We start from the raw sequence: 19,037 nt of genomic DNA on the forward strand, positions 1-19,037 counted from the left end.
CGCCGAGTATCCCAGCCGCGCCGCACCCCCGGCCCGGCAGGGGTGGGCGCAGGGACGAAGGGGTAGGTCGGCGATACTTGACCCCATGGCTTACGACGATCTTCGCTCCCTGCTGCGGGCGCTGGAGCGCGAGGGCGACCTCAAGCGCATCAAGGCCGAGGTCGACCCCTGTCTGGAAGTCGGGGAGATCGTCGACCGGGTGCAGAAGTCCGGCGGTCCGGCCCTCCTCTTCGAGAACGTGAAGGGCTCGGCGATGCCCCTCGCGATGAACGTCTTCGGCACCGACCGGCGGCTGCTGAAGGCGCTCGGCCTGAAGTCGTACGGCGAGATCTCCGAGAAGATCGGCGGCCTGCTGCGGCCCGAGCTGCCGCACGGCTTCGTCGGTGTGCGCGAGGCCTTCGGCAAGCTCGGCGCGATGACGCACGTGCCGCCGAAGAAGGTCAAGGAGGCTCCCGTCCAGGAGGTCGTCCTGCACGGGGACGAGGTGGACCTCGACCGGCTCCCGGCGCTGTTCACCTGGCCCCAGGACGGCGGTTCCTTCTTCAACCTGGGCCTCACGCACACCAAGGACCCGGAGACGGGCATCCGCAACCTCGGGCTGTACCGCCTCCAGCGCCACGACCGGCGCACCATCGGCATGCACTGGCAGATCCACAAGGACAGCCGCAACCACTACCAGGTGGCCGCGCGCCGGGGGGAGCGGCTGCCCGTCGCCATCGCCTTCGGCTGCCCCCCGGCCGTCACCTACGCCTCCACCGCCCCGCTGCCCGGCGACATCGACGAGTACCTCTTCGCCGGGTTCATCGCGGGCAAGCGGATCGAGATGGTCGACTGCAAGACGGTGCCCCTGCAGGTGCCGGCCCAGGCCGAGGTCGTCCTGGAGGGCTGGCTGGAGCCGGGCGAGATGCTGCCCGAGGGCCCCTTCGGCGACCACACCGGTTTCTACACCCCGCAGGAGCCGTTCCCGGCGCTGAAGATCGACTGCGTGACGATGCGCAGGCGCCCGCTGCTGCAGTCGATCGTCGTGGGCCGCCCGCCCACGGAGGACGGCCCGCTGGGCAGGGCGACGGAGCGGTTCTTCCTGCCCCTGCTGAAGGTCATCGTCCCGGACATCGTGGACTACCACCTGCCCGAGGCCGGCGGCTTCCACAACTGCGCGATCGTCTCGATCGACAAGAAGTACCCGAAGCACGCGCAGAAGGTGATGCACGCGGTCTGGGGGGCGCACATGATGTCCCTGACCAAACTGATCGTGGTCGTGGACTCCGACTGCGACGTGCACGACCTGCACGAGGTCGCCTGGCGGGCCCTCGGCAACACCGACTACGCCCGTGACCTCACGGTCGTCGAAGGCCCCGTCGACCACCTCGACCACGCCTCCTACCAGCAGTTCTGGGGCGGCAAGGCGGGGATCGACGCCACGAAGAAGTGGCCGGAGGAGGGCTACACCCGGGACGGCGGCTGGCCGGACATGGTCCTCTCCGACCCCGACACGGCGGCCCTGGTGGACCGCCGCTGGAAGGAGTACGGCCTGTGAGCAGCGCCTCCGCAGCGATCCCGCAGCCGGGACGCACCAAAGCCTTCCTGCGCCTGGTGATGATCGAGCACTCGGTCTTCGCGCTGCCCTTCGCCTACATCGCCTCCCTCACGGCGATGTACGAGGGGGACCGGAACATCCACTGGGGCCGGCTGCTGCTGGTCACCGTGTGCATGGTGGGTCTGCGCACGTTCGCGATGGCGGTCAACCGGATCATCGACCGCGAGATCGACGCCCGTAACCCGCGCACGGCCCACCGGGAACTGGTGACCGGCGCGATGTCGGTCCGGCACGCCTGGACGGGCGCCCTGATCGCCCTGGTGGTCTTCCTGGGCGCGGCCGCCCTGCTCAACCCCCTGTGCCTGGCCCTCGCCCCGGTGGCCGTCATCCCGATGGTGGTCTACCCCTACGGCAAACGCTTCACGAACTTCCCGCAGGCCATCCTCGGTCTCGCCCAGGCCATGGGCCCCGTCGGCGGCTGGCTCGCCGTCTCCGGCTCCTGGAACGGGGACGCGGTGATCCTCGGCCTCGCGGTCGGCGTCTGGATCGGCGGTTTCGACCTGATCTACGCCTGCCAGGACGTCGAGACCGACCGGGAGACCGGCGTCCTGTCGGTCCCGGCCCGCTTCGGCATCCCGGCGGCGATCTGGGGCGCGCGGGCCTGCCACACGATCACCACGGCCCTTTTCGTCTGGTACGCGGTGGCCACGGAAGCCGGTGCCTTCTTCTGGCTGGGCCTGCTGATCGTCGCAGGCGCCTTCGTCTACGAACACCGCATCGTCCGCCCCCACGACCTGTCCCGCCTCAACAGGGCGTTCTTCTCGGTCAACGGCTTCATCGGCATTGCCCTGTTCGTGTGCGCCCTGCTTGATCTCCTGGTGCGCGGTCTGACCGTCTGACGAACCCCGGGCCACCCGGCCTGAGCAACTCCCGACCGACCGGTACGCTCAAGGTGTGAACGCAGGAGAAACGCAGCGCGTGCCTTGGATCGTGGGGGTGTCCGGTGCTTCCGGGACGCCGTATGCGGCAGCCGTGCTGCGGGCGCTGCTGGAGGCGGGCGAGGCGGTCGACCTGGTGGTCAGCCGGGCCTCGCGGCTGACGCTGCTGGACGAGACGGGGATCTCGTTCCGCGACGCCCACTGGCAGGACGACCTGCGGGAATGGCTGGCCCGGGGTGCCGACGGCAAGCCCGGGACCTTCGACGTGGACATCAGCGGGATGCGGTACTGGAGCGCGGGTGACCTCGCCGCCGGTCCGTCCTCGGGGTCGTACGCGGCGAAGGGGATGCTCATCGTGCCCGCCTCCACCGCCTGCGTGGCCGGTGTGGCGCTCGGGCTCTCCAAGGACCTGCTGCAGCGTGCGGCGAGCGTCACCCTGAAGGAGCGCCGGACGCTGGTCGTCTCGGTGCGGGAGACGCCGCTGAACGGGCAGACCCTGCGCCACCTGGTCGCGCTGGACGACGCCGGTGCCACCGTCGTACCGGCCTCGCCCGCCTTCTACGCGGGCGCCACGCACATCCAGGACCTGGTGGACTTCGTCGCCGGACGGGTGCTGGACGCGGCCGGTGTCGCGCACGGCCTGTACCGGCGGTGGCGGGGCGAGCTGGGCGGCGGTTCGGCGGACTGACGGACCAGCGGTTCGACCGGGCACGTCGCAGTACCTCTCATCAACTCGGAACTCTTCAGCGGAAGGCTTCGATCGCATGGACGCGGTGGACAGGCAGCTCATCCAGGCCCTGAGGGAGAACGGCCGGGCCTCCTACGCGGAGCTGGGGCGCCTCGTCGGCCTGTCGGGCCCGAGCGTCACCGACCGCATCAACCGGCTGGAGGCGGCCGGTGTCATCACCGGCTACCGCGCGACGGTGAACGCGGCCTCGCTCGGCCTCGGCGTCACCGCGCTGATCGGCATCTCGCTCTCCGACGCGGCCGACCACGAGGACGTCGCCCAGCGGCTGCGGGACCTGCCCGAGATCGAGGACTGCTGGTTCATCGCCGGCGACGACTCGTACATGCTCAAGGTGCGCTCGTCCGACGTGGACGGTCTGGAGAGGACCATCCGGCGGCTCAGCGGCACCAAGGGCGTCTCGCGCACCCGGACCACCATCGTCCTGTCCACGAAGTGGGAGAACCGGGTCGGGGAGCTGCCCGAAGAGGTCTAGGGATACGGTTGGTCGGGCTGTCGTAGAAAGGTGTGGGTATGGACGTCGGGCTCAAGCGCGAGCTGGAGGAGAAGGTCCGCTCCGGTGAGCGGCTGACTCGCGAGGACGGCATCGCGCTGTACGAGTCGGACGACCTGGCGTGGCTCGGCGGCCTCGCCCACGAGGTGCGCACCCGCAAGAACGGTGACGTCGTGCACTTCAACGTCAACCGGCACCTGAACATGACCAACGTGTGCACGGCCTCCTGCGCCTACTGCTCCTTCCAGCGCAAGCCGGGGGAGAAGGACGCGTACACGATGCGCATCGAGGAGGCCGTCAAGCTCGCCAAGGCGATGGAGTCGGAGAACCTCACCGAGCTGCACATCGTCAACGGCCTGCACCCCAACCTGCCGTGGCGCTACTACCCGCGCTCCCTGCGCGAGCTGAAGGCCGCCCTGCCGCACGTCTCCCTGAAGGCCTTCACGGCGACGGAGATCCACCACTTCGAGACGATCAGCGGTCTGTCGGCCTCGGAGATCCTGGACGAGCTGATCGACGCGGGCCTGGAGTCCCTCACCGGCGGCGGAGCCGAGATCTTCGACTGGGAGGTCCGGCAGCACATCGTGGACCACAGGACCCACTGGGAGGACTGGTCCCGGATCCACCGCCTGGCGCACGAGAAGGGTCTGAAGACCCCGTGCACCATGCTCTACGGGCACATCGAGGAGCCGAGGCACCGCGTCGACCACGTTCTGCGGCTCCGCGAGCTGCAGGACGAGACGAACGGCTTCCAGGTCTTCATCCCGCTGCGCTACCAGCACGACTTCGTGGACATGAAGGACGGCAAGATCCGTAACCGCCTTCAGGCCCGTACCCAGATGGCGACCGGCGCGGAGGCGCTGAAGACCTTCGCGGTCTCCCGGCTGCTGTTCGACAACGTCCCGCACGTGAAGGTCTTCTGGGTCATGCACGGCGTGCAGACCGCCCAGCTGGCCCTGCAGCACGGCGCGGACGACATGGACGGCTCGGTCGTCGAGTACAAGATCACGCACGACGCGGACAACTACGGCACGCCGAACAAGCTGACCCGTGACGACCTGCTGGACCTGATCCGGGACGCCGGTTTCCGCCCGGTGGAGCGGAACACGCGGTACGAGATCATCCGCGAGTACGACGGCCCCGACCCGGAGCGCCGCGAGTCCCCCCAGCCCATGCGGGTGTGAACAGGGCGTCCTGAGGGGGTACCCGGGGGCGGTGAGTTCCCGTACGACTGCCCCCGAAGACGCCTACACGGCGGCGCCTTTCGTCCCGGAGGGCGCCGGTCTGCCCGCCCTGCGCAGGGCCGCGGCCGGCTGCCGGGGCTGCCCCCTGCACCGGGACGCCACGCAGACGGTGTTCGGCGCGGGCGACGCGCACGCACGCGTGATGCTCGTCGGGGAACAACCCGGTGACCAGGAGGACCGCCAGGGCAAGCCGTTCGTCGGCCCCGCGGGAAGACTGCTCGACCGCGCCCTGGAGGAGGCCGGCCTGGACCCGGCGGACGCGTACGTCACCAACGCGGTCAAGCACTTCAAGTTCACCCGGGCCGAGCCCCGCAAGCGCCGGATCCACAAGGCGCCGAGCCTGCGGGAGATGACCGCGTGCGGGCCGTGGCTCGCGGCGGAGCTGGCGCTGGTCGAGCCCGAGCTGATCGTGGTGCTGGGCGCGACCGCCGGGAAGGCGCTGCTGGGGTCGTCGTTCCGGGTGGGCGAGGTGCGCGGGACGGTGCTGGAGGAGGAGATCCACGGGCGGCCGGAGCGGCTGGTGCCGACCGTGCACCCGTCGTCGGTGCTGCGGACGCAGGACGACGAGGACAGGAAGGCCGCGTACCAGGGGCTCGTCGCCGATCTGAAAGTGGCTGCGCGCGCCCTTGGGTAATAGGTACAGTGACCAAATGCCACTTACCTTCACTCTGGACCCCGCCATCACTCCCGCCCTGCGCGACGGCGTCCTCGACCTGTGGACGGACGTCTCCAACGCGGGCGGCGCCGTCGGCTTCGTACCGCCGGTCGGCCGGGAGGACGTGCGGCCGGAACTGGTGAAGCACTTCGTGGCCATGGCCGAGGGCCGCCACCGGCTGCTCGTCGGCTGCGACGAGACGGGCGAGCCGGCCGCGACCGCCTTCTTCTCCTTCAACACGCACCGGCTGCAGAAGCACTGGGTGTGGCTGTACACGGTGATGGTCCACCCCAGGCACCAGGGCAAGGGGTACGGCCGCGACCTGCTGGCGGCCGCCGCGGACGCGGCCCGCGCCTTCGACGGCGTCGACGCGATACGGCTGACCTGCCGGGGCGGTGTGGGCCTGGAGCGGTTCTACGGCTCCTGCGGCTACAAGGAGGTCGGCCGGGTGCCGGGCGCCATCCGGGTGGCGCACGGCGACGACCGGGACGACGTGATCATGCTGCTGCCCCTCGGCTGACCCCCTTGCAAGATCCCGTCGCGGGCGTGCTTCACTGGACGATGACCCCTTTTGGAATCGGACGAGTGGATTGAGATGCTCCGCTACACGCTGATGCGCCTCGGCATCTTCGCCGGCTGCCTCGTGGTCGTCTGGGGAGCCGTCTACTCCGGCATCTTCCCGCGCGGTTTCGGCAGCTCCAACTTCCTCTGGGTGCTGCTGCTGTCGCTGGTGCTGTCGGCGCCGATCAGCTGGGTGGTGCTGCGCAAGGAGCGGGACCGGGCCTCGGTGCACATCGTGAACCGCGTGGACCGGATGAAGGCGAACCTGGACGCCAACCGCAACCAGGAGGACCTCGCCGACGACACCGCCCGGGCACAGGGCCAGCCCTCCTGACCGACGGGACGGCTCCCGGCACCCCGGGCCGCAATTAGTCTTGCCCCCATGGGTGGGGCGAAGACCAGACGGATGCCGCGTGCGGTGCGGGAGCAGCAGATGCTCGACGCCGCCGTGCGGATCTTCGGCCAACGCGGCTACATGGCCGCCTCGATGGACGAGATCGCCGAACTCGCGGGCGTGTCGAAGCCGTTGGTCTATCTGTACCTGAACTCCAAGGAAGACCTCTTCACCGCCTGCATCCGGCGCGAGGCCAGCGCGCTGACGCAGGCCGTCCGCGCCGGGGTCCGCACCGACCTGCCCGTCGACCGCCAGCTGTGGGACGGGCTCCAGGCCTTCTTCGCGCACACCGCCGAGCACCCCGACGCCTGGTCGGTGCTGCACCTCCAGGCCCGTACGCACGGGGAGCCCTTCGCGGGCGAGGTCGCCGCGATGCGCGAGGAGATCGTCGCGTTCGTGACCCGGCTGGTCGCCGTCGCCGCACGCGAGGCGCACCGCGATCCCGATCTCGCCGAGCACGAGGTCGCGGGGCTCGCCGAGGCACTGGTCGGCGCGGCGGAGTCACTGGCCGCCTGGGCCAACGCTACGCCCGGAGTCACCGCCCGGTCGGCGACGGTCACCCTGATGAACGTCGCCTGGGCGGGCCTGGGAAACCTGATGCGGGGGCGCCCCTGGGTTCCGCCGGCGGAGGTCTAGCGCCGCAGGGAGGGCCTCGCCGTCGCCGGGTGCGGGCGGTGTCTGGCCCACCGCCTCCGCCCCCCGTGGCCATGCCCCTCCGGAGAGGTGGAGCCTCCCGTCCGGCCCCCGCAGCTCGAACCGGCCGGAGCCGTCCGCACCGTAGCTCAGCGTCGCGGGCAGCAGCACCGGCGCCCGGAACCAGGCCCGGACCACCGCCCTGTCCGGGACCCCGTGGGCGGCCACGCAGCGGGCGACCGTCCACATGCCGTGCGCGATGGCCCGTGGGAAGCCGAAGAGGCGGGCGGTGAAGGGATGCAGGTGGATGGGGTTGCGGTCACCGGAGGCGGCGCCGTACCGCCGGCCGACGTCCCCGGCGAGCCGCCACTCGGCCCGCACCGGAAGCGGCGGAGCCGGCGCGGCAGGTGACTGCCCGGACACGTCGGTCCGGTGCCGCGCGAGGTACGTGCTGCGCGACTCCCATACGACCTCCCCGCCGGCCCGCACCCCGGTGACCACCGTGGCTTCGGTGCCGCGCCGGTGCGGGGCCAGTCCCTCGACGTGGACGGCGAGTTCGTACACGCCGGTCGCCGGGAGGGGCGTGTGCCCGGTGATCTCGATCGACGTGTGGACCAGGCCCAGCAGGGGCAGTGGGAAGGCCCGGTCGCTCATCAGCCGCATGGCCAGCGGGAAGCCGAGGACGTGCGGATAGGTCACCGGGAGGGCGTCGTCGCCGGTGGGGAAACCGCAGACGCGCTCGTAGGCGGCCAGCCGGGCCAGGTCGAGCCGCACTCCGGGCAGCACCAGACGGGTGCGCGGGAAGCCGGCCTCGGGGGAAGGGCGTTTGAAGGGGGAGCGCAGGACGCCTTGGGCCAGCAGCGGGGCCAGCGCGGGGGCGGCGGCCAGGGTGACGGCGGTCATCACGCCCCCGGCGGGCTCTGGCCCGCGGTGCGGCCGGTGAAGCGCGGATGGTGGTCTGCCATGTCCTGCCCCCACTGCTTACTCTGAAGTAAGGTTACCGCCGGTAATCCTACGTCACAGGGGTGGGAGGTCGAGACGGGCCCGTCGAAGTCCCCTCTGGACATGGAAGTTGAACCTCCCTCACATAACCCCCGAGGCTGCACACCCCCGGCCCCGGACCACCTCCGGACCCGCACAATCCCCTCACGGTGGAGCCGTACGATCACCTCCCTAACCTGCGGTAACCCCTTTCCGTCAAGGCGCCGCAGGTGCACGCACGCCAGAGGAGCCGCCCGTGTCCACCCCGTACCCGCACGACCCCGCCTCCTCCGGCGCCCCCGTCTCCGCCACCGACTACGACGGCCGTCCGGTCCTCGTGGAACCCTCGGTGCAACGGCTCGACGGCGCCGTACGGGAGGTGTCGGTACCGCCGTTCGCGGCCCCGGTGAAGCACGGTTCCCTCGCGGACCTGCCGTTCGACAACGCGGAGACGGCCCCCGCCTCCGTCGTGCTCAGCCGCCGTCTGCCCGACGGCCGCTGGGCGGACGTCACCGCCGCGCACTTCGCCGAGCAGGTGCGCGCGGTGGCCAACGGGCTGATCGCCGAGGGGCTGGTGCCGGGCGACCGCATCGCCGTCATGGCCCGCACGACGTACGAGTGGACGCTGCTCGACTTCGCCGCCTGGGCCGCCGGCCTGGTCACCGTGCCGATCTACCCCACCTCCTCGGTCTTCCAGACCCGCTGGATCCTGCACGACTCCGGCGCCGTCGCCCTGCTCACCGAGACCACCGCCCAGGCCACCGCCATCGGCCCCGAACTGCCGCACCTGCCCGACCTGCGCCACCTGTGGGTGATGGACAAGGGGCACGTGACCCGGCTCGCCGAGGCCGGCGTACAGGTGCCGGACGCCGAGATCGCCGTACGGCGCGGCATGCTGGGCCCCGACACCCTCGCCACGCTCATCTACACCTCCGGCACCACCGGCCGCCCCAAGGGCTGCGCCCTCTCGCACGGCAACTTCTTCGCCGAGGTCGACAACGCCATCGAACTGCTCCACCCGGTCTTCAAGGGCCAGGACGAGGAGCCGTCCGTCCTGCTGTTCCTGCCGATGTCCCATGTCTTCGGGCGCATGGTGGCCATCGCCTGCGTCCGCGCCCGGGTCCGCCTCGGCCACGCCCCGAGCCTGGCCGCCGAGGACCTGTTGCCGGACCTCGCGGCCTTCAGGCCCACCGCCCTGCTGACCATCCCGTACATGCTGGAGAAGGTCTACAACTCGGCCCGCGCGAAAGCCGAGTCCGGCGGCCGGGTCGCGGCCTTCGACCGGGCCACCGCCGTCGCCCGGCGCTACGGCGAGGCGCTGGAGGCCCGGCAGACCGGCAGCGGCAGCGGCCCGAGCCGCTCCCTGAAGACGGCCCGCAGCTTCTACGACCCGCTCGTCTACCGCAAGATCCGCACCGCCATGGGCGGTCGCGTCCGGTACGCCATCTGCGGCGGCTCCCCGCTCGGCCGCCGCCTCGCCGCGTTCTACGCCGGCGCCGGCATCGAGATCTTCGAGGGCTACGGCCTGACGGAGACCACCGGCGCCACGACCGTCACCCCGCCCCTCAAACCCCGCCTGGGCACGGTCGGCTGGCCGCTGCCCGGCACCCGGGTCCGGATCGCGGCCGACGGCGAGATCCTCGTCGCCGGCGATCACGTCCTGCGCGGCTACTGGGACCCGCAGGCCGGCGGCGTCGTCCCCGCCACGAGGGACGGCTGGCTGGCCACCGGCGACCTCGGCGAACTGGACGACGAGGGCTACCTCACCATCACCGGCCGCAAGAAGGAACTGCTGATCACGGCGGGCGGCAAGTCGGTGGCCCCGGCGCCGCTGGAGAACTGGCTGCGCCAGCACCCGCTGATCTCCCAGGTGATGCTGGTCGGCGATGCCCGCCCGTACGTGAGCGCGCTGATCACCCTCGACCCCGACGGCATCACCCACTGGCGACAGATGATCGGCAAGCACCCGGTGCCACCGGAACTCCTCGTGGGCGACCCGGAGCTGGAAGCGGTCCTGCAGCGCGCGATCGACGAGGCCAACAAGCTGGTGTCCCGCCCCGAGTCCATCCGCCGCTTCGCCGTGCTGCCCGTGGACTTCACCGAGGAGGCAGGGCACCTGACGCCCTCCATGAAGCTCCGCCGCGAGGCGATCGCACGGGACTTCTCCCGCGAGGTGGAGAGCCTGTACGGGAGCTGAGGCCGCACGCCCGCGCGGGGCACGGCGATCGGTCGACACCCGCTCCTCGCTGATCCCGCCTCGGTCCGGACTCGGCGGGGCGGGGAGCGGGTTGCCGCCTGGGTCGATCGCGGCCCGCCATCGATCCTCGTACGGCCTCAACAGCCAGTCAATCCTTGGGTTTTCTCGACAACCCCAAGTGTTAGCTTGAGGGTTGTGACCCTCGAAGACCTCCGTGTGTTCGTGGCCGTGTGCCGCGCCGGCAGCCTCAGCTCCGTCGCGCGGGACCTGGGCTGCACCCAGTCCGCCGTCAGCCAGCACGTCAAGCGCCTGGAGCGGGAGACAGGGGTCGCGCTGCTGGAACGGCAACCGCGGGGAGTCGCCCTCACCCAGGCCGGGCGGATCCTGGAAGCGGCGGCGGCCGAGGGCATATCCGGCCTCGACCTCGCGGTACGCCAGCTGCGCGACCTCGTCGACGGCCACAGCGGCCACGTCCGCGTCGCCACCGGTGCCACCACGGTCCGGCACTTCATGTCCGACGCGGTGGTCACCTTCCGCCGCCGCCACCCCAAGGTCAACCTGGAGTTCCGGACGGTCAGTTCGGGACGCGGCACCTTCGACGCGCTGGCCGACGGCACCCTGGACCTCGCCTGGATCACCGTCGGCTCCCCGGTGCGCGGCATCGAGCAGCGGACGGTCGCCGCACTGCCCTGGCTGCTCGCCGTCCGCGCCGACGACCCCCTGGCCGGACGGCCGGATCTCGACCCCGCCGACCTGCGGGACGTCCGCCTGATCCGGCTTCCCCCCAACTCCACCTCCGCCGTCCACCTCGACGCGGCCTGCGCCGAGCTGGGCGTCCGGCTCACCTACGACCCGAGCGTCGCCGACTGGGACACGGCGCTGCTGCTGGCCGAGCTGGGGGTCGGCCGGGCGGTCGTACCCGCCGTGCCGGGGCTGCCGGTGCCGGGCGAGGGCGACCTGCGGCTCGTCCCGCTGCCGGGCCTGCGCCCCCTCCCGGTCGGCTGGGCCGTCCGCCGCTGGGACGCCCTCAGCCCTCCGGCCCGGGCGTTCGCCAGCACGGTCGCGGAGTTCCGCGCCGCGGGCTGAGGGGGAGCGCGGCCCGGTCAGCCCTCCTTCCGGGCGAACAGGCAGGCCTGCGCGACCGACTCCCCGGCCTCCTCGTCCGGTTCGCGCACGGTGGTGGAGCCGAGCGCGAACCCGGCGGCGCCGAGCAGCGCGGCGATCCGGTCCGGGCGCCGGCGGTGGAAGTCCAGGGCCACCGGGTGCCCGAAGGGCTGGGCGAGGTGCAGGGGCTGGTCGCCGACCTGGAAGGCGATCAGCAGGTGTCCGCCGGGGGCCAGGACCCGGTGGAACTCGGCGAACAGGCGTGGGAGTTCGTCCACCGGTGTGTGAATGCTGGAGTACCAGGAGACCACCCCGGCGAGAGAGCCGTCGGCCAGGTCGAGGTCCAGCATCGAGCCCTGCTCGAACCGCAGAGCGGGATGCTCGCGGCGGGCGACGGCCAGCATGGACTCGGACAGGTCGAGTCCGTAGACGTCGAGACCGAGGGAGGCGAGGAGGGCGGTGACCCGCCCGGGGCCACAGCCGAGGTCGGCCACCGTCCCGGCCGGGCCGACGAGTTCGGCGTAGGCGCCGAGGAGGGCCCGCTCCAGCGGCAGACGGCTCATCACGTCCTTGAACCGGTCGTCGTAGTCGTCGGCGATGGTGTCGTAGAAGGTGCGGGCGGCGGTGACGAAGTCCTCGGTGTCGGTCATGGGGAGGGACCGTACCGGCCTGAACTGACACCCCTTTAGGCTGCTGGGGTTGGCCGACTCGGCGGAACGGGGGGAAGTGGGCCGATGACCCATGCGATGGAGGTTTTCCAGCCACTGCAGGCGGACGATCCGGCCGTGGTGGCCGGTTTCCGGCTCGCCGCGCGGCTCGGCGCGGGCGGTATGGGCCGGGTGTACCTGTCGCACACGCACGGCGGGCGTCCGGTGGCGATCAAGGTGGTGCGGCCGGAGCTGGCGGACGACCCGGACTTCCGGCGGCGGTTCGCCCGGGAGATCAAGGCGGCCCGGCGGGTGCGGGGCGCGTACACCGCCGAGCTGATCGACGCGGACGCGGACGGCGTGCCGCCCTGGCTGGCGACGCTGTACGTGCCGGGGCCTTCGCTGGCGGAGGCCGTGGCCCGGCGCGGACCGCTGCCGGTGCCGGCGGTGCTGTGGCTGATGGCGGGCGTGGCGGAGGCGCTGCAGGCCATCCATGCCGAGGGCATCGTGCACCGGGACCTGAAGCCGTCGAACGTGCTGCTGGCCGCCGACGGGCCGCGGGTCATCGACTTCGGCATCTCGACGGCGGCCGACGGCACCGCGTACACCGCCACGGGCGCCGCCATCGGCACCCCCTCGTTCATGGCTCCCGAGCAGGCGTCGGGGGACGAGGCCACGGCGGCGACCGACGTGTTCGCGCTCGGCCAGACGGCGGCGTTCGCGGCGCTGGGCCGACCGCTCTACGGGGACGGCCCGGCGATCAACGTGCTCTACCGGATCGTGCACTCCGAGCCCGACCTGTCCCTGCTGCCGGAGCCCCTGCGTCCGCTGCTCGCCCGCTGCCTGGCCGCCGAGCCGGCGGAGCGGGTCACCGCGGCGGAGGTGGTGGAGTGGTGCCGGCAGCGGTTGGCGGGGCACGCCGACGCGGGCGGTGGGCCGGCCGTGTGGCGGGACATCACCGGGCCCGAGGTCGCGGTGCCGGGCCCTCTCGCCCCTCTCGCCCCGGTGCACACGCAGCCGCTGCTCGTGCCGACGCGGCCGGTGCCGCAGGGCGGGAAGACCCGCCGGCGGCGCACGGCGCTGATCTCGGCCGGCGGGGTGGCGGGCGCGTTGCTGGTGACGTCGCTGGCGTGGTCGGTCATGGACGCGAAGGGCGGGCCCGGGCACCGGGCCGCGGCCGGCTCCTCGGCCTCCACGGGAGCGGCCGCGCGCCCCTCGGCGTCCTCCTCGGCTTCCCCTGGCTCCTCGCACGCGTCGGCCTCGGGGGCCGGCGCCGGTACGTCCGGGGCCGCACCGTCCTCCTCGGCGTCGCCCCGGGAGCCGGTCGCCACCCCCTACCCCCTGGTGTGGCTGGACGCGAAGAACTCGGTGAACCTCCGGAACCCGGACGACGCGCTGAAGAACCGCGAGGGGGACATCCGCTTCGGCTGCAGGACGGCCGGCTGCGAGCTGGAGAGCGACACCGCCGTGTTCCTCCAGGTGTTCGGCAAGCCCGGCGACGGCACCCTGGACACGTGCCGTCTCATGCTCGCGCACGAGAAGAACCACACCCTTCCGCTGGCCGCTGCGGCGAACGGCACCGAGATCTGCGTGAAGGACGCCGGGGGGAACATCGGCCTGTTCGTGATCCAGACGAAGTCGACCGCGATGCCGGACATCGCCTTCCTCAAGGGGGAACTGACGGTCTGGCGGAAGGCGGCCTAGCCCAGGCCCGCCACCCGCAGCAGGGCCGTCGTGGCCGCCGCCCCCAGGACCACCACCGCGAAGGGCGCGCGGCGCCAGGCGAGTACGCCGCCGGCCAGGACCCCGGCGGGCCGGGCCCAGCCCGCGAAACCGCCGGAGTCCGTCAGCGCGCCGGTGGCCAGCAGCGCGACGAGCAGCACCACCGCCCCGGCCGAGGCCAGCTCCTGGGCCCGGGCGGGTACCTCGACCCTCCCGTGCAGCACCGGCCCCACCAGCCGGAAGGCGTACGTGCCCACGGCCAGCGCGAGGATCACGACGACGGCGGCGTTCATACGGTGGCCTCCACAGGCTGTCGGCGATGCAGGAAGAGTCCCGCCAGGGCGAGGAGCACCGGCACCCCGGCGGGTACGGCGGGCGTCGCCGCGAGGGCGATGACCGCGCCGAGCAGGGCACACCGCCGCACCGTCGCATCCCCCCGCAGCTGGGGCAGGACGAGCGCCACCAGTACGGCGGGAAACGCGGCGTCGAGGCCGTAGCGGGCCGTGTCCCCGAGCGCGCCCCCGGCGAGCGCGCCTGCCAGCACACCGGTGTTCCACACGGCGAACAGGCCGAGCCCGGAGATCCAGAACGCCCTGCGCCGGCGTACCGGATCGGGCTGGGCGAGGGCGAAGGCCACGGTCTCGTCGGTGACCAGGTGGGCGCCGAGGAAGCGGGCCGCCCGCCCGGACCCGATGATCTCGGCGACGGCCAGGCTGAACGCGGCCGTACGGGTGTTCAGCAGGAGCCCGGTCGCGGCGGCAGCGACCGGCCCGCCGCCGGCGAGCAGGACCCCGACCGCGCTGAACTGGGCCGATCCGGCGTACACCACCACTGACATCAGCACAGGTACCCACACCGGCAGCCCGCCGGCGACGGAGACGGCACCGAAGGAGACGCCGACGACACCGCTGGCCAGCCAGACGAGGGAGCTGTCACGGATCAGTGAACGGTCGCTGGGTGTTCGGAGAAGCGAACGCATGTTTTCTACAATGAACAGTGGGTGTCCTGTCCGTCAAGCCGAACGATCGTACCGATGGAGCGAACGACATGTCCGAGCCTGCCGCCCGGCTTCCCCTGGAGTGGATCGCCGCATCGCTCAAGCGCGAGCGCACCCGCACCGGCCTGTCCCTCTCCGAGCTGGCCAAGCGTGCCGGAATCGCGAAATCCACGCTCTCCCAGCTGGAGGGGGCGAGCGGAAATCCGAACGTGGAGACCCTGTGGGCGCTCGCGGTCGCGCTGGGGGTGCCGTTCAGCGCGCTGGTGGAGCCCCCGGCGCCGAGCGTCCAGGTGATCCGGGCCGGTGAGGGCCCGGCGGTCGCCTCGGCGCAGGCGAACTATGCCGCCACCCTGCTGTCTGCGAGCCCTCCAGCGGCCCGGCGGGACATCTACCGGCTGAGCGCCGAGCCCGGGGCGGCCCGGGTGTCGGAACCGCACATCCCCGGCACGGTCGAGCATCTGATCGTGGGCTCGGGCCGGATCAAGGCGGGGCCGGCGGGGGAGGAGGCGGAACTCGGCCCCGGCGATTACATGACCTACCGGGGGGACATCGCGCACTCGTACGAGGCGCTGGAGCCGGGCACCACCTTCATCCTCGTCATGCAGCACACGTAGAGAATTCGCGCAGAATTCATCGGCGGCCGGGGCGGGGTGGGGCGGGAAAGCGCGGCGGGCGCGGGAAAAGGCAGGAGCCCCGTCACCGGAACGGTGCGGGGCTCCTTGGGTACTGCACTCAGGTTCTGCGATCAGGCAGTGATCAGACGGGGGTGACGTTCTCCGCCTGCGGACCCTTCGGGCCCTGCGTCACGTCGAAGCTCACCTGCTGGTTCTCCTCAAGGGAGCGGAAGCCGGAGGCGTTGATCGCGGAGTAGTGAACGAAGACGTCGGGGCCGCCGCCCTCCTGGGCGATGAAGCCAAAGCCCTTTTCGGCGTTGAACCACTTCACGGTTCCGGTAGCCATAAGCCCTCCTTGGGCTCAAAAGGGTTGCCCTGCTCCAGAACCTGCACGTGCGAAACGGTGCTGCACAACTGCATTCGTCTGAAAACGACGAGAGCCCGCGGTCACATGCTCCGCAGGCTCTGTACTGCAAGGGAAACCAAACTGCAACTTGCGGCGAGCCTAGCACGCAGCCAGCCGAAAGCAATAGAGGTCAAGATCACTTCACCCGGATGTTTGAACGTCCGTTGGGCCATTTGACGGCGGGGTCGGTAGCGGCACCGTACCGGACGGGGTCTAGTCTCGCGATGTGGACAATGCTCGCACCCGGCCGCGCGTCGGCCACATCCAGTTCCTGAACTGCCTCCCCCTCTACTGGGGGCTCGCGAGAACCGGCACCCTCCTCGATTTCGAACTGACCAAGGACACCCCGGAGAAGCTCAGCGAGCAGCTCGTGCGCGGCGACCTCGACATCGGTCCCGTCACCCTCGTCGAGTTCCTGAAGAACGCCGACGACCTGGTCGCCTTCCCGGACATCGCCGTCGGGTGCGACGGCCCGGTGATGTCCTGCGTGATCGTCTCGCAGGTCCCGCTCGACCAGCTGGACGGCCGCCGGGTCGCCCTGGGCTCGACCTCGCGCACGTCCGTCCGCCTCGCCCAGCTGCTGCTCGCCGACCGCTACGGCGTCCGGCCCGACTACTACACCTGCCCGCCCGACCTCAGTCTGATGATGCAGGAGGCGGAGGCGGCGGTCCTGATCGGTGACGCGGCCCTGCGGGCGAACCTGCTGGACGGCCCGCGCTACGGCCTTGAGGTCCACGACCTCGGCACGCTCTGGAAGGAGTGGACGGGCCTGCCGTTCGTCTTCGCGGTCTGGGCGGCCCGCCGCGACTACGCAGGCCGCGAGCCGGACATCACCCGCAAGGTCCACGAGGCCTTCCTCGAATCCCGCAACCTCTCCCTGGAGGAGGTCGCCAAGGTCGCCGAACAGGCGGCCCGCTGGGAGGCCTTCGACGAGGCGACCCTCGCCCAGTACTTCACCACCCTCGACTTCAGCTTCGGCGCCCCGCAGCTGGAGGCGGTCGCCGAGTTCGCCCGCCGGATCGGCCCGACGACCGGCTTCCCGGCGGACGTGAAGGTGGACCTGCTGCGCCACTGAGCACGCGTCACTAGGCTTGATGAGCCAAGGGCGTCGCCGCACCGGAGGGCGTCGGCGACATCGGGCGCCGGGCACATCGGGTTCCGGTGCGCCGGGCAGGACGCCGGGGAGCGACGTCGGGGGGAGCGCGCCATGCAGCCGCTGGATGTGGACGAGCCGGCCACCGTCGGGCCCTACCGGCTGCTCGGCCGGCTCGGCTCCGGCGGCATGGGCCGGGTCTACCTCGGCCGCAGCGCGGGCGGCCGTACGGTCGCGGTGAAGATCGTGCATCCGCACTTCGCGCTGGACGAGGAGTTCCGCGCGCGGTTCCGGCGCGAGGTGGCGGCCGCCCGCCGGGTCGGCGGCGCCTGGACCGCACCCGTCCTGGACGCGGACCCGGACGCCCCGGTGCCCTGGGTCGCCACCGCCTACGCGGCCGGTCCGTCCCTGGCCGCGGCCGTCACCGACTCCGGTCCGCTGCCCGCGCACACCGTACGGGCCCTGGGCGCGGGGCTCGCCGAGGCGCTGACGGCCGTACACGAACGGGGCCTGGTGCACCGGGACGTGAAGCCGTCCAACGTCCTGCTGACCCTCGACGGTCCGCTGCTGATCGACTTCGGTATCGCGCGGGCCATGGACGGTACGGCGTCCCTGACGTCCACCGGTGTCTCGATCGGCTCCCCCGGCTACATGTCACCCGAGCAGATCCTCGGCAAGGGCGTCACGGGTGCCGCCGACGTCTTCTCCCTCGGTGCGGTCCTCGTCCACGCGGCCACGGGGGAAGCGCCCTTCCGCGGTGACTCCTCCGCCGCGCTGCTCTACAAGGTCGTCCACGAGGAGCCCGAACTCGGCTCGCTCGACGGCGTGCTGCGGGAGGTGGCCGCGGCCTGCCTGGTCAAGGACCCGGCGGCCCGGCCCGCTCCCGCCGACGTGTGCCGACGGCTCGCCCCGGACGGCGCCCCCCGCCTGATCGCCGGCGGCTGGCTGCCCGGCGCCCTGGTGGAACAGGTCAGCCGCAGCGCCGTACGCCTGCTCAACCTGGACACGGGGGAGACGGGGGACTCGGGGCCCGTTCCCTTCGACAGCCCTTCGGCACCGGAACCACCGGGTCCGGGTGGGGAGCAGGGTGGTGCGCGGGGTCCGGTTCCGGGGCAGGGTGCCGGGCGGGTTCCGGGTCGGGAGCAGGCTTCCGTCCAGGCTCCGGTTCCGGCGCAGGCTTCGGGGCAGGAACAGGCGTCGGCCGCATCCCCGGCTCCGGCCCAGGCTCCCGTCGCGAGCGTGGCCGGGGTCTTCGGGCCCGCGCCGGTGATGAACTCCGCGGGCACCCCGGTCCCGCCCCTCGGCCCCCCGGGTCAGACCTCCTCGGAGCCGGCGACCGGTGGGGACCGGGTCCCGGGCGGGGCGGCGACCGGTGTGGACGGGGTGCCGGCCGGGACGGCGACGGGGGTGGAGGGGGCTCCGGCGGGAGTGCCGACCGTCGTGCCCGCGCCGCGGGACGCGTCGCCGCCCGGCCGGCTCTCCGTCAGCGTGGCGGCGGCCTCCGCGCCGGCGGAGGCCGGCCGCGGCCGCCGGCTGAGCTGCACGGTGGTGCTGGCGGTCGCCGGAGCGCTGGTCACGGTGTCCCTGGTGCTCGGCGCACTGCTGGCACCCTGGTTCCAGAACGACGAGGACGCGGGCGCGAGCAGCGCCGGCCCCCGCTCCCCGGCGCCGAGTGCGGAGACCGGCGGCGTCCCCGGCTCAGGCGCCCGGCCCGGCGCGATCCCGGCCCGCTACCTCGGGACCTGGGAAGGGCAGGGCAGCGAACTCGGGCTGCCGGCGGGCACCTTCCGGATCACCGTCCACCAGGCGGCCGTGGGGGAGGAGTTGGGACGACTCCGGAACACCGACCAGCTCGGCAGCGTGTGCACGGACGTCCTCACCCTGAAGCGGGTGACGAAGTCGCAGCTTCTGGCGACCTCGGTGGGCGCGAAGGACAACCCCGGGCACTGCGTGGCGGATCCGCGCCAGGTCGAGCTGACCCCGGTCGGCGACGACCTGCGGTTCACCTCGGACAGCGCTGCCGAGGGCAACGCGCAGGCCCGTATGTCGAAGGTGGGATGAGGACCGTGGACGCGA

At 72.1% G+C, this 19,037-nt stretch carries 19 protein-coding genes and 1 pseudogene; 15 read left to right on the plus strand and 5 right to left on the minus strand.

The annotated features are described in order from the left end of the window. The first annotated feature begins 85 nt into the window (after positions 1–85). The 9 genes from IE244_RS32845 (at position 86) to IE244_RS32885 (ending at position 7,203) form a co-directional block, all read left to right on the plus strand. Positions 86–1,537, plus strand: a complete 1,452-nt coding sequence (locus IE244_RS32845) for a menaquinone biosynthesis decarboxylase (protein WP_191877218.1) — start codon at positions 86–88, stop codon at positions 1,535–1,537. Then, positions 1,534–2,436, plus strand: a complete 903-nt coding sequence (gene mqnP, locus IE244_RS32850) for a menaquinone biosynthesis prenyltransferase MqnP (RefSeq protein ID WP_191877219.1) — start codon at positions 1,534–1,536, stop codon at positions 2,434–2,436. Before IE244_RS32845 ends, mqnP begins: the two co-directional genes overlap by 4 nt. Before the next feature lie 79 nt (positions 2,437–2,515). After that, on the plus strand, positions 2,516–3,163 hold the full coding sequence (locus IE244_RS32855) for a UbiX family flavin prenyltransferase (protein WP_191877300.1): 648 nt from the start codon (positions 2,516–2,518) through the stop codon (positions 3,161–3,163). A 76-nt stretch (positions 3,164–3,239) separates the two neighbouring features. Then, positions 3,240–3,695: an Lrp/AsnC family transcriptional regulator gene (locus tag IE244_RS32860; RefSeq protein ID WP_031166822.1), complete on the plus strand. Its 456-nt coding sequence runs from the start codon at positions 3,240–3,242 to the stop codon at positions 3,693–3,695. A gap of 38 nt (positions 3,696–3,733) precedes the next feature. Further along, a complete protein-coding gene (mqnE, locus tag IE244_RS32865) occupies positions 3,734–4,897 on the plus strand; it encodes an aminofutalosine synthase MqnE (protein WP_191877220.1) in 1,164 nt (387 codons plus the stop codon). Between the two features lie 31 nt (positions 4,898–4,928). Continuing rightward, entirely contained in the window at positions 4,929–5,591 is a 663-nt protein-coding gene (locus IE244_RS32870; RefSeq protein WP_191877221.1) for a UdgX family uracil-DNA binding protein, read from the plus strand. A gap of 16 nt (positions 5,592–5,607) precedes the next feature. After that, positions 5,608–6,132, plus strand: coding sequence for a GNAT family N-acetyltransferase (locus tag IE244_RS32875; protein WP_191877222.1), 525 nt, complete (start codon positions 5,608–5,610; stop codon positions 6,130–6,132). 75 nt (positions 6,133–6,207) lie between these two features. Beyond that, the gene (locus IE244_RS32880) at positions 6,208–6,507 is read left to right on the plus strand and encodes a DUF4229 domain-containing protein (RefSeq protein WP_031166831.1); all 300 of its coding nucleotides are present in this window, start codon (positions 6,208–6,210) and stop codon (positions 6,505–6,507) included. Positions 6,508–6,555: 48 nt separating this feature from the next. Continuing rightward, positions 6,556–7,203, plus strand: a complete 648-nt coding sequence (locus IE244_RS32885; RefSeq protein WP_191877223.1) for a TetR/AcrR family transcriptional regulator — start codon at positions 6,556–6,558, stop codon at positions 7,201–7,203. Positions 7,204–7,269: 66 nt separating this feature from the next. Here IE244_RS32885 and IE244_RS32890 read toward each other — a convergent pair. Continuing rightward, a pseudogene (locus tag IE244_RS32890) lies at positions 7,270–8,103 on the minus strand (MaoC family dehydratase); the annotation flags it as partial. A gap of 334 nt (positions 8,104–8,437) precedes the next feature. On the opposite strand from IE244_RS32890, the gene IE244_RS32895 reads away from it, so the two are divergent. Both IE244_RS32895 and IE244_RS32900 read left to right on the plus strand, forming a co-directional pair. Further along, positions 8,438–10,378, plus strand: a complete 1,941-nt coding sequence (locus IE244_RS32895; RefSeq protein ID WP_191877224.1) for an AMP-dependent synthetase/ligase — start codon at positions 8,438–8,440, stop codon at positions 10,376–10,378. A 195-nt stretch (positions 10,379–10,573) separates the two neighbouring features. Next, entirely contained in the window at positions 10,574–11,464 is an 891-nt protein-coding gene (locus IE244_RS32900) for a LysR family transcriptional regulator (RefSeq protein ID WP_191877225.1), read from the plus strand. Positions 11,465–11,481: 17 nt separating this feature from the next. Here IE244_RS32900 and IE244_RS32905 read toward each other — a convergent pair whose 3' ends face one another. Continuing rightward, positions 11,482–12,132 carry a class I SAM-dependent methyltransferase gene (locus tag IE244_RS32905; protein ID WP_191877226.1) on the minus strand — a complete coding sequence of 217 codons (651 nt, stop codon included), beginning with the start codon at positions 12,130–12,132 and terminating at the stop codon, positions 11,482–11,484. A gap of 84 nt (positions 12,133–12,216) precedes the next feature. Here IE244_RS32905 and IE244_RS32910 point away from each other — a divergent pair, with 84 nt between their 5' ends. After that, the gene (locus IE244_RS32910) at positions 12,217–13,833 is read left to right on the plus strand and encodes a serine/threonine-protein kinase (RefSeq protein WP_191877227.1); all 1,617 of its coding nucleotides are present in this window, start codon (positions 12,217–12,219) and stop codon (positions 13,831–13,833) included. On the opposite strand, the gene IE244_RS32915 is transcribed toward IE244_RS32910, so the two are convergent. Next, positions 13,830–14,144 (minus strand): AzlD domain-containing protein, encoded by a 315-nt coding sequence (locus IE244_RS32915; protein WP_191877228.1) that lies wholly within the window; start codon positions 14,142–14,144, stop codon positions 13,830–13,832. The two genes, IE244_RS32910 and IE244_RS32915, sit on opposite strands and share 4 nt — an antisense overlap. Beyond that, the gene (locus tag IE244_RS32920) at positions 14,141–14,830 is read right to left on the minus strand and encodes an AzlC family ABC transporter permease (RefSeq protein ID WP_031166849.1); all 690 of its coding nucleotides are present in this window, start codon (positions 14,828–14,830) and stop codon (positions 14,141–14,143) included. Before IE244_RS32920 ends, IE244_RS32915 begins: the two co-directional genes overlap by 4 nt. Positions 14,831–14,898: 68 nt before the next feature. Between IE244_RS32920 and IE244_RS32925 the strand changes: the two genes are divergently transcribed. Further along, positions 14,899–15,462, plus strand: a complete 564-nt coding sequence (locus tag IE244_RS32925) for a helix-turn-helix domain-containing protein (RefSeq protein WP_191877229.1) — start codon at positions 14,899–14,901, stop codon at positions 15,460–15,462. 142 nt (positions 15,463–15,604) lie between these two features. On the opposite strand, the gene IE244_RS32930 is transcribed toward IE244_RS32925, so the two are convergent. After that, positions 15,605–15,808: a cold-shock protein gene (locus IE244_RS32930; protein ID WP_003992177.1), complete on the minus strand. Its 204-nt coding sequence runs from the start codon at positions 15,806–15,808 to the stop codon at positions 15,605–15,607. Between the two features lie 286 nt (positions 15,809–16,094). On the opposite strand from IE244_RS32930, the gene IE244_RS32935 reads away from it, so the two are divergent. After that, positions 16,095–16,943, plus strand: coding sequence for a menaquinone biosynthetic enzyme MqnA/MqnD family protein (locus IE244_RS32935; RefSeq protein ID WP_191877230.1), 849 nt, complete (start codon positions 16,095–16,097; stop codon positions 16,941–16,943). Positions 16,944–17,075: 132 nt separating this feature from the next. Continuing rightward, the gene (locus IE244_RS32940; protein WP_191877231.1) at positions 17,076–19,022 is read left to right on the plus strand and encodes a serine/threonine-protein kinase; all 1,947 of its coding nucleotides are present in this window, start codon (positions 17,076–17,078) and stop codon (positions 19,020–19,022) included. The last annotated feature ends 15 nt before the right edge of the window (positions 19,023–19,037 follow it).

The sequence above is a fragment of the Streptomyces filipinensis genome (assembly GCF_014649495.1).
Lineage (GTDB): Bacteria > Actinomycetota > Actinomycetes > Streptomycetales > Streptomycetaceae > Streptomyces > Streptomyces filipinensis.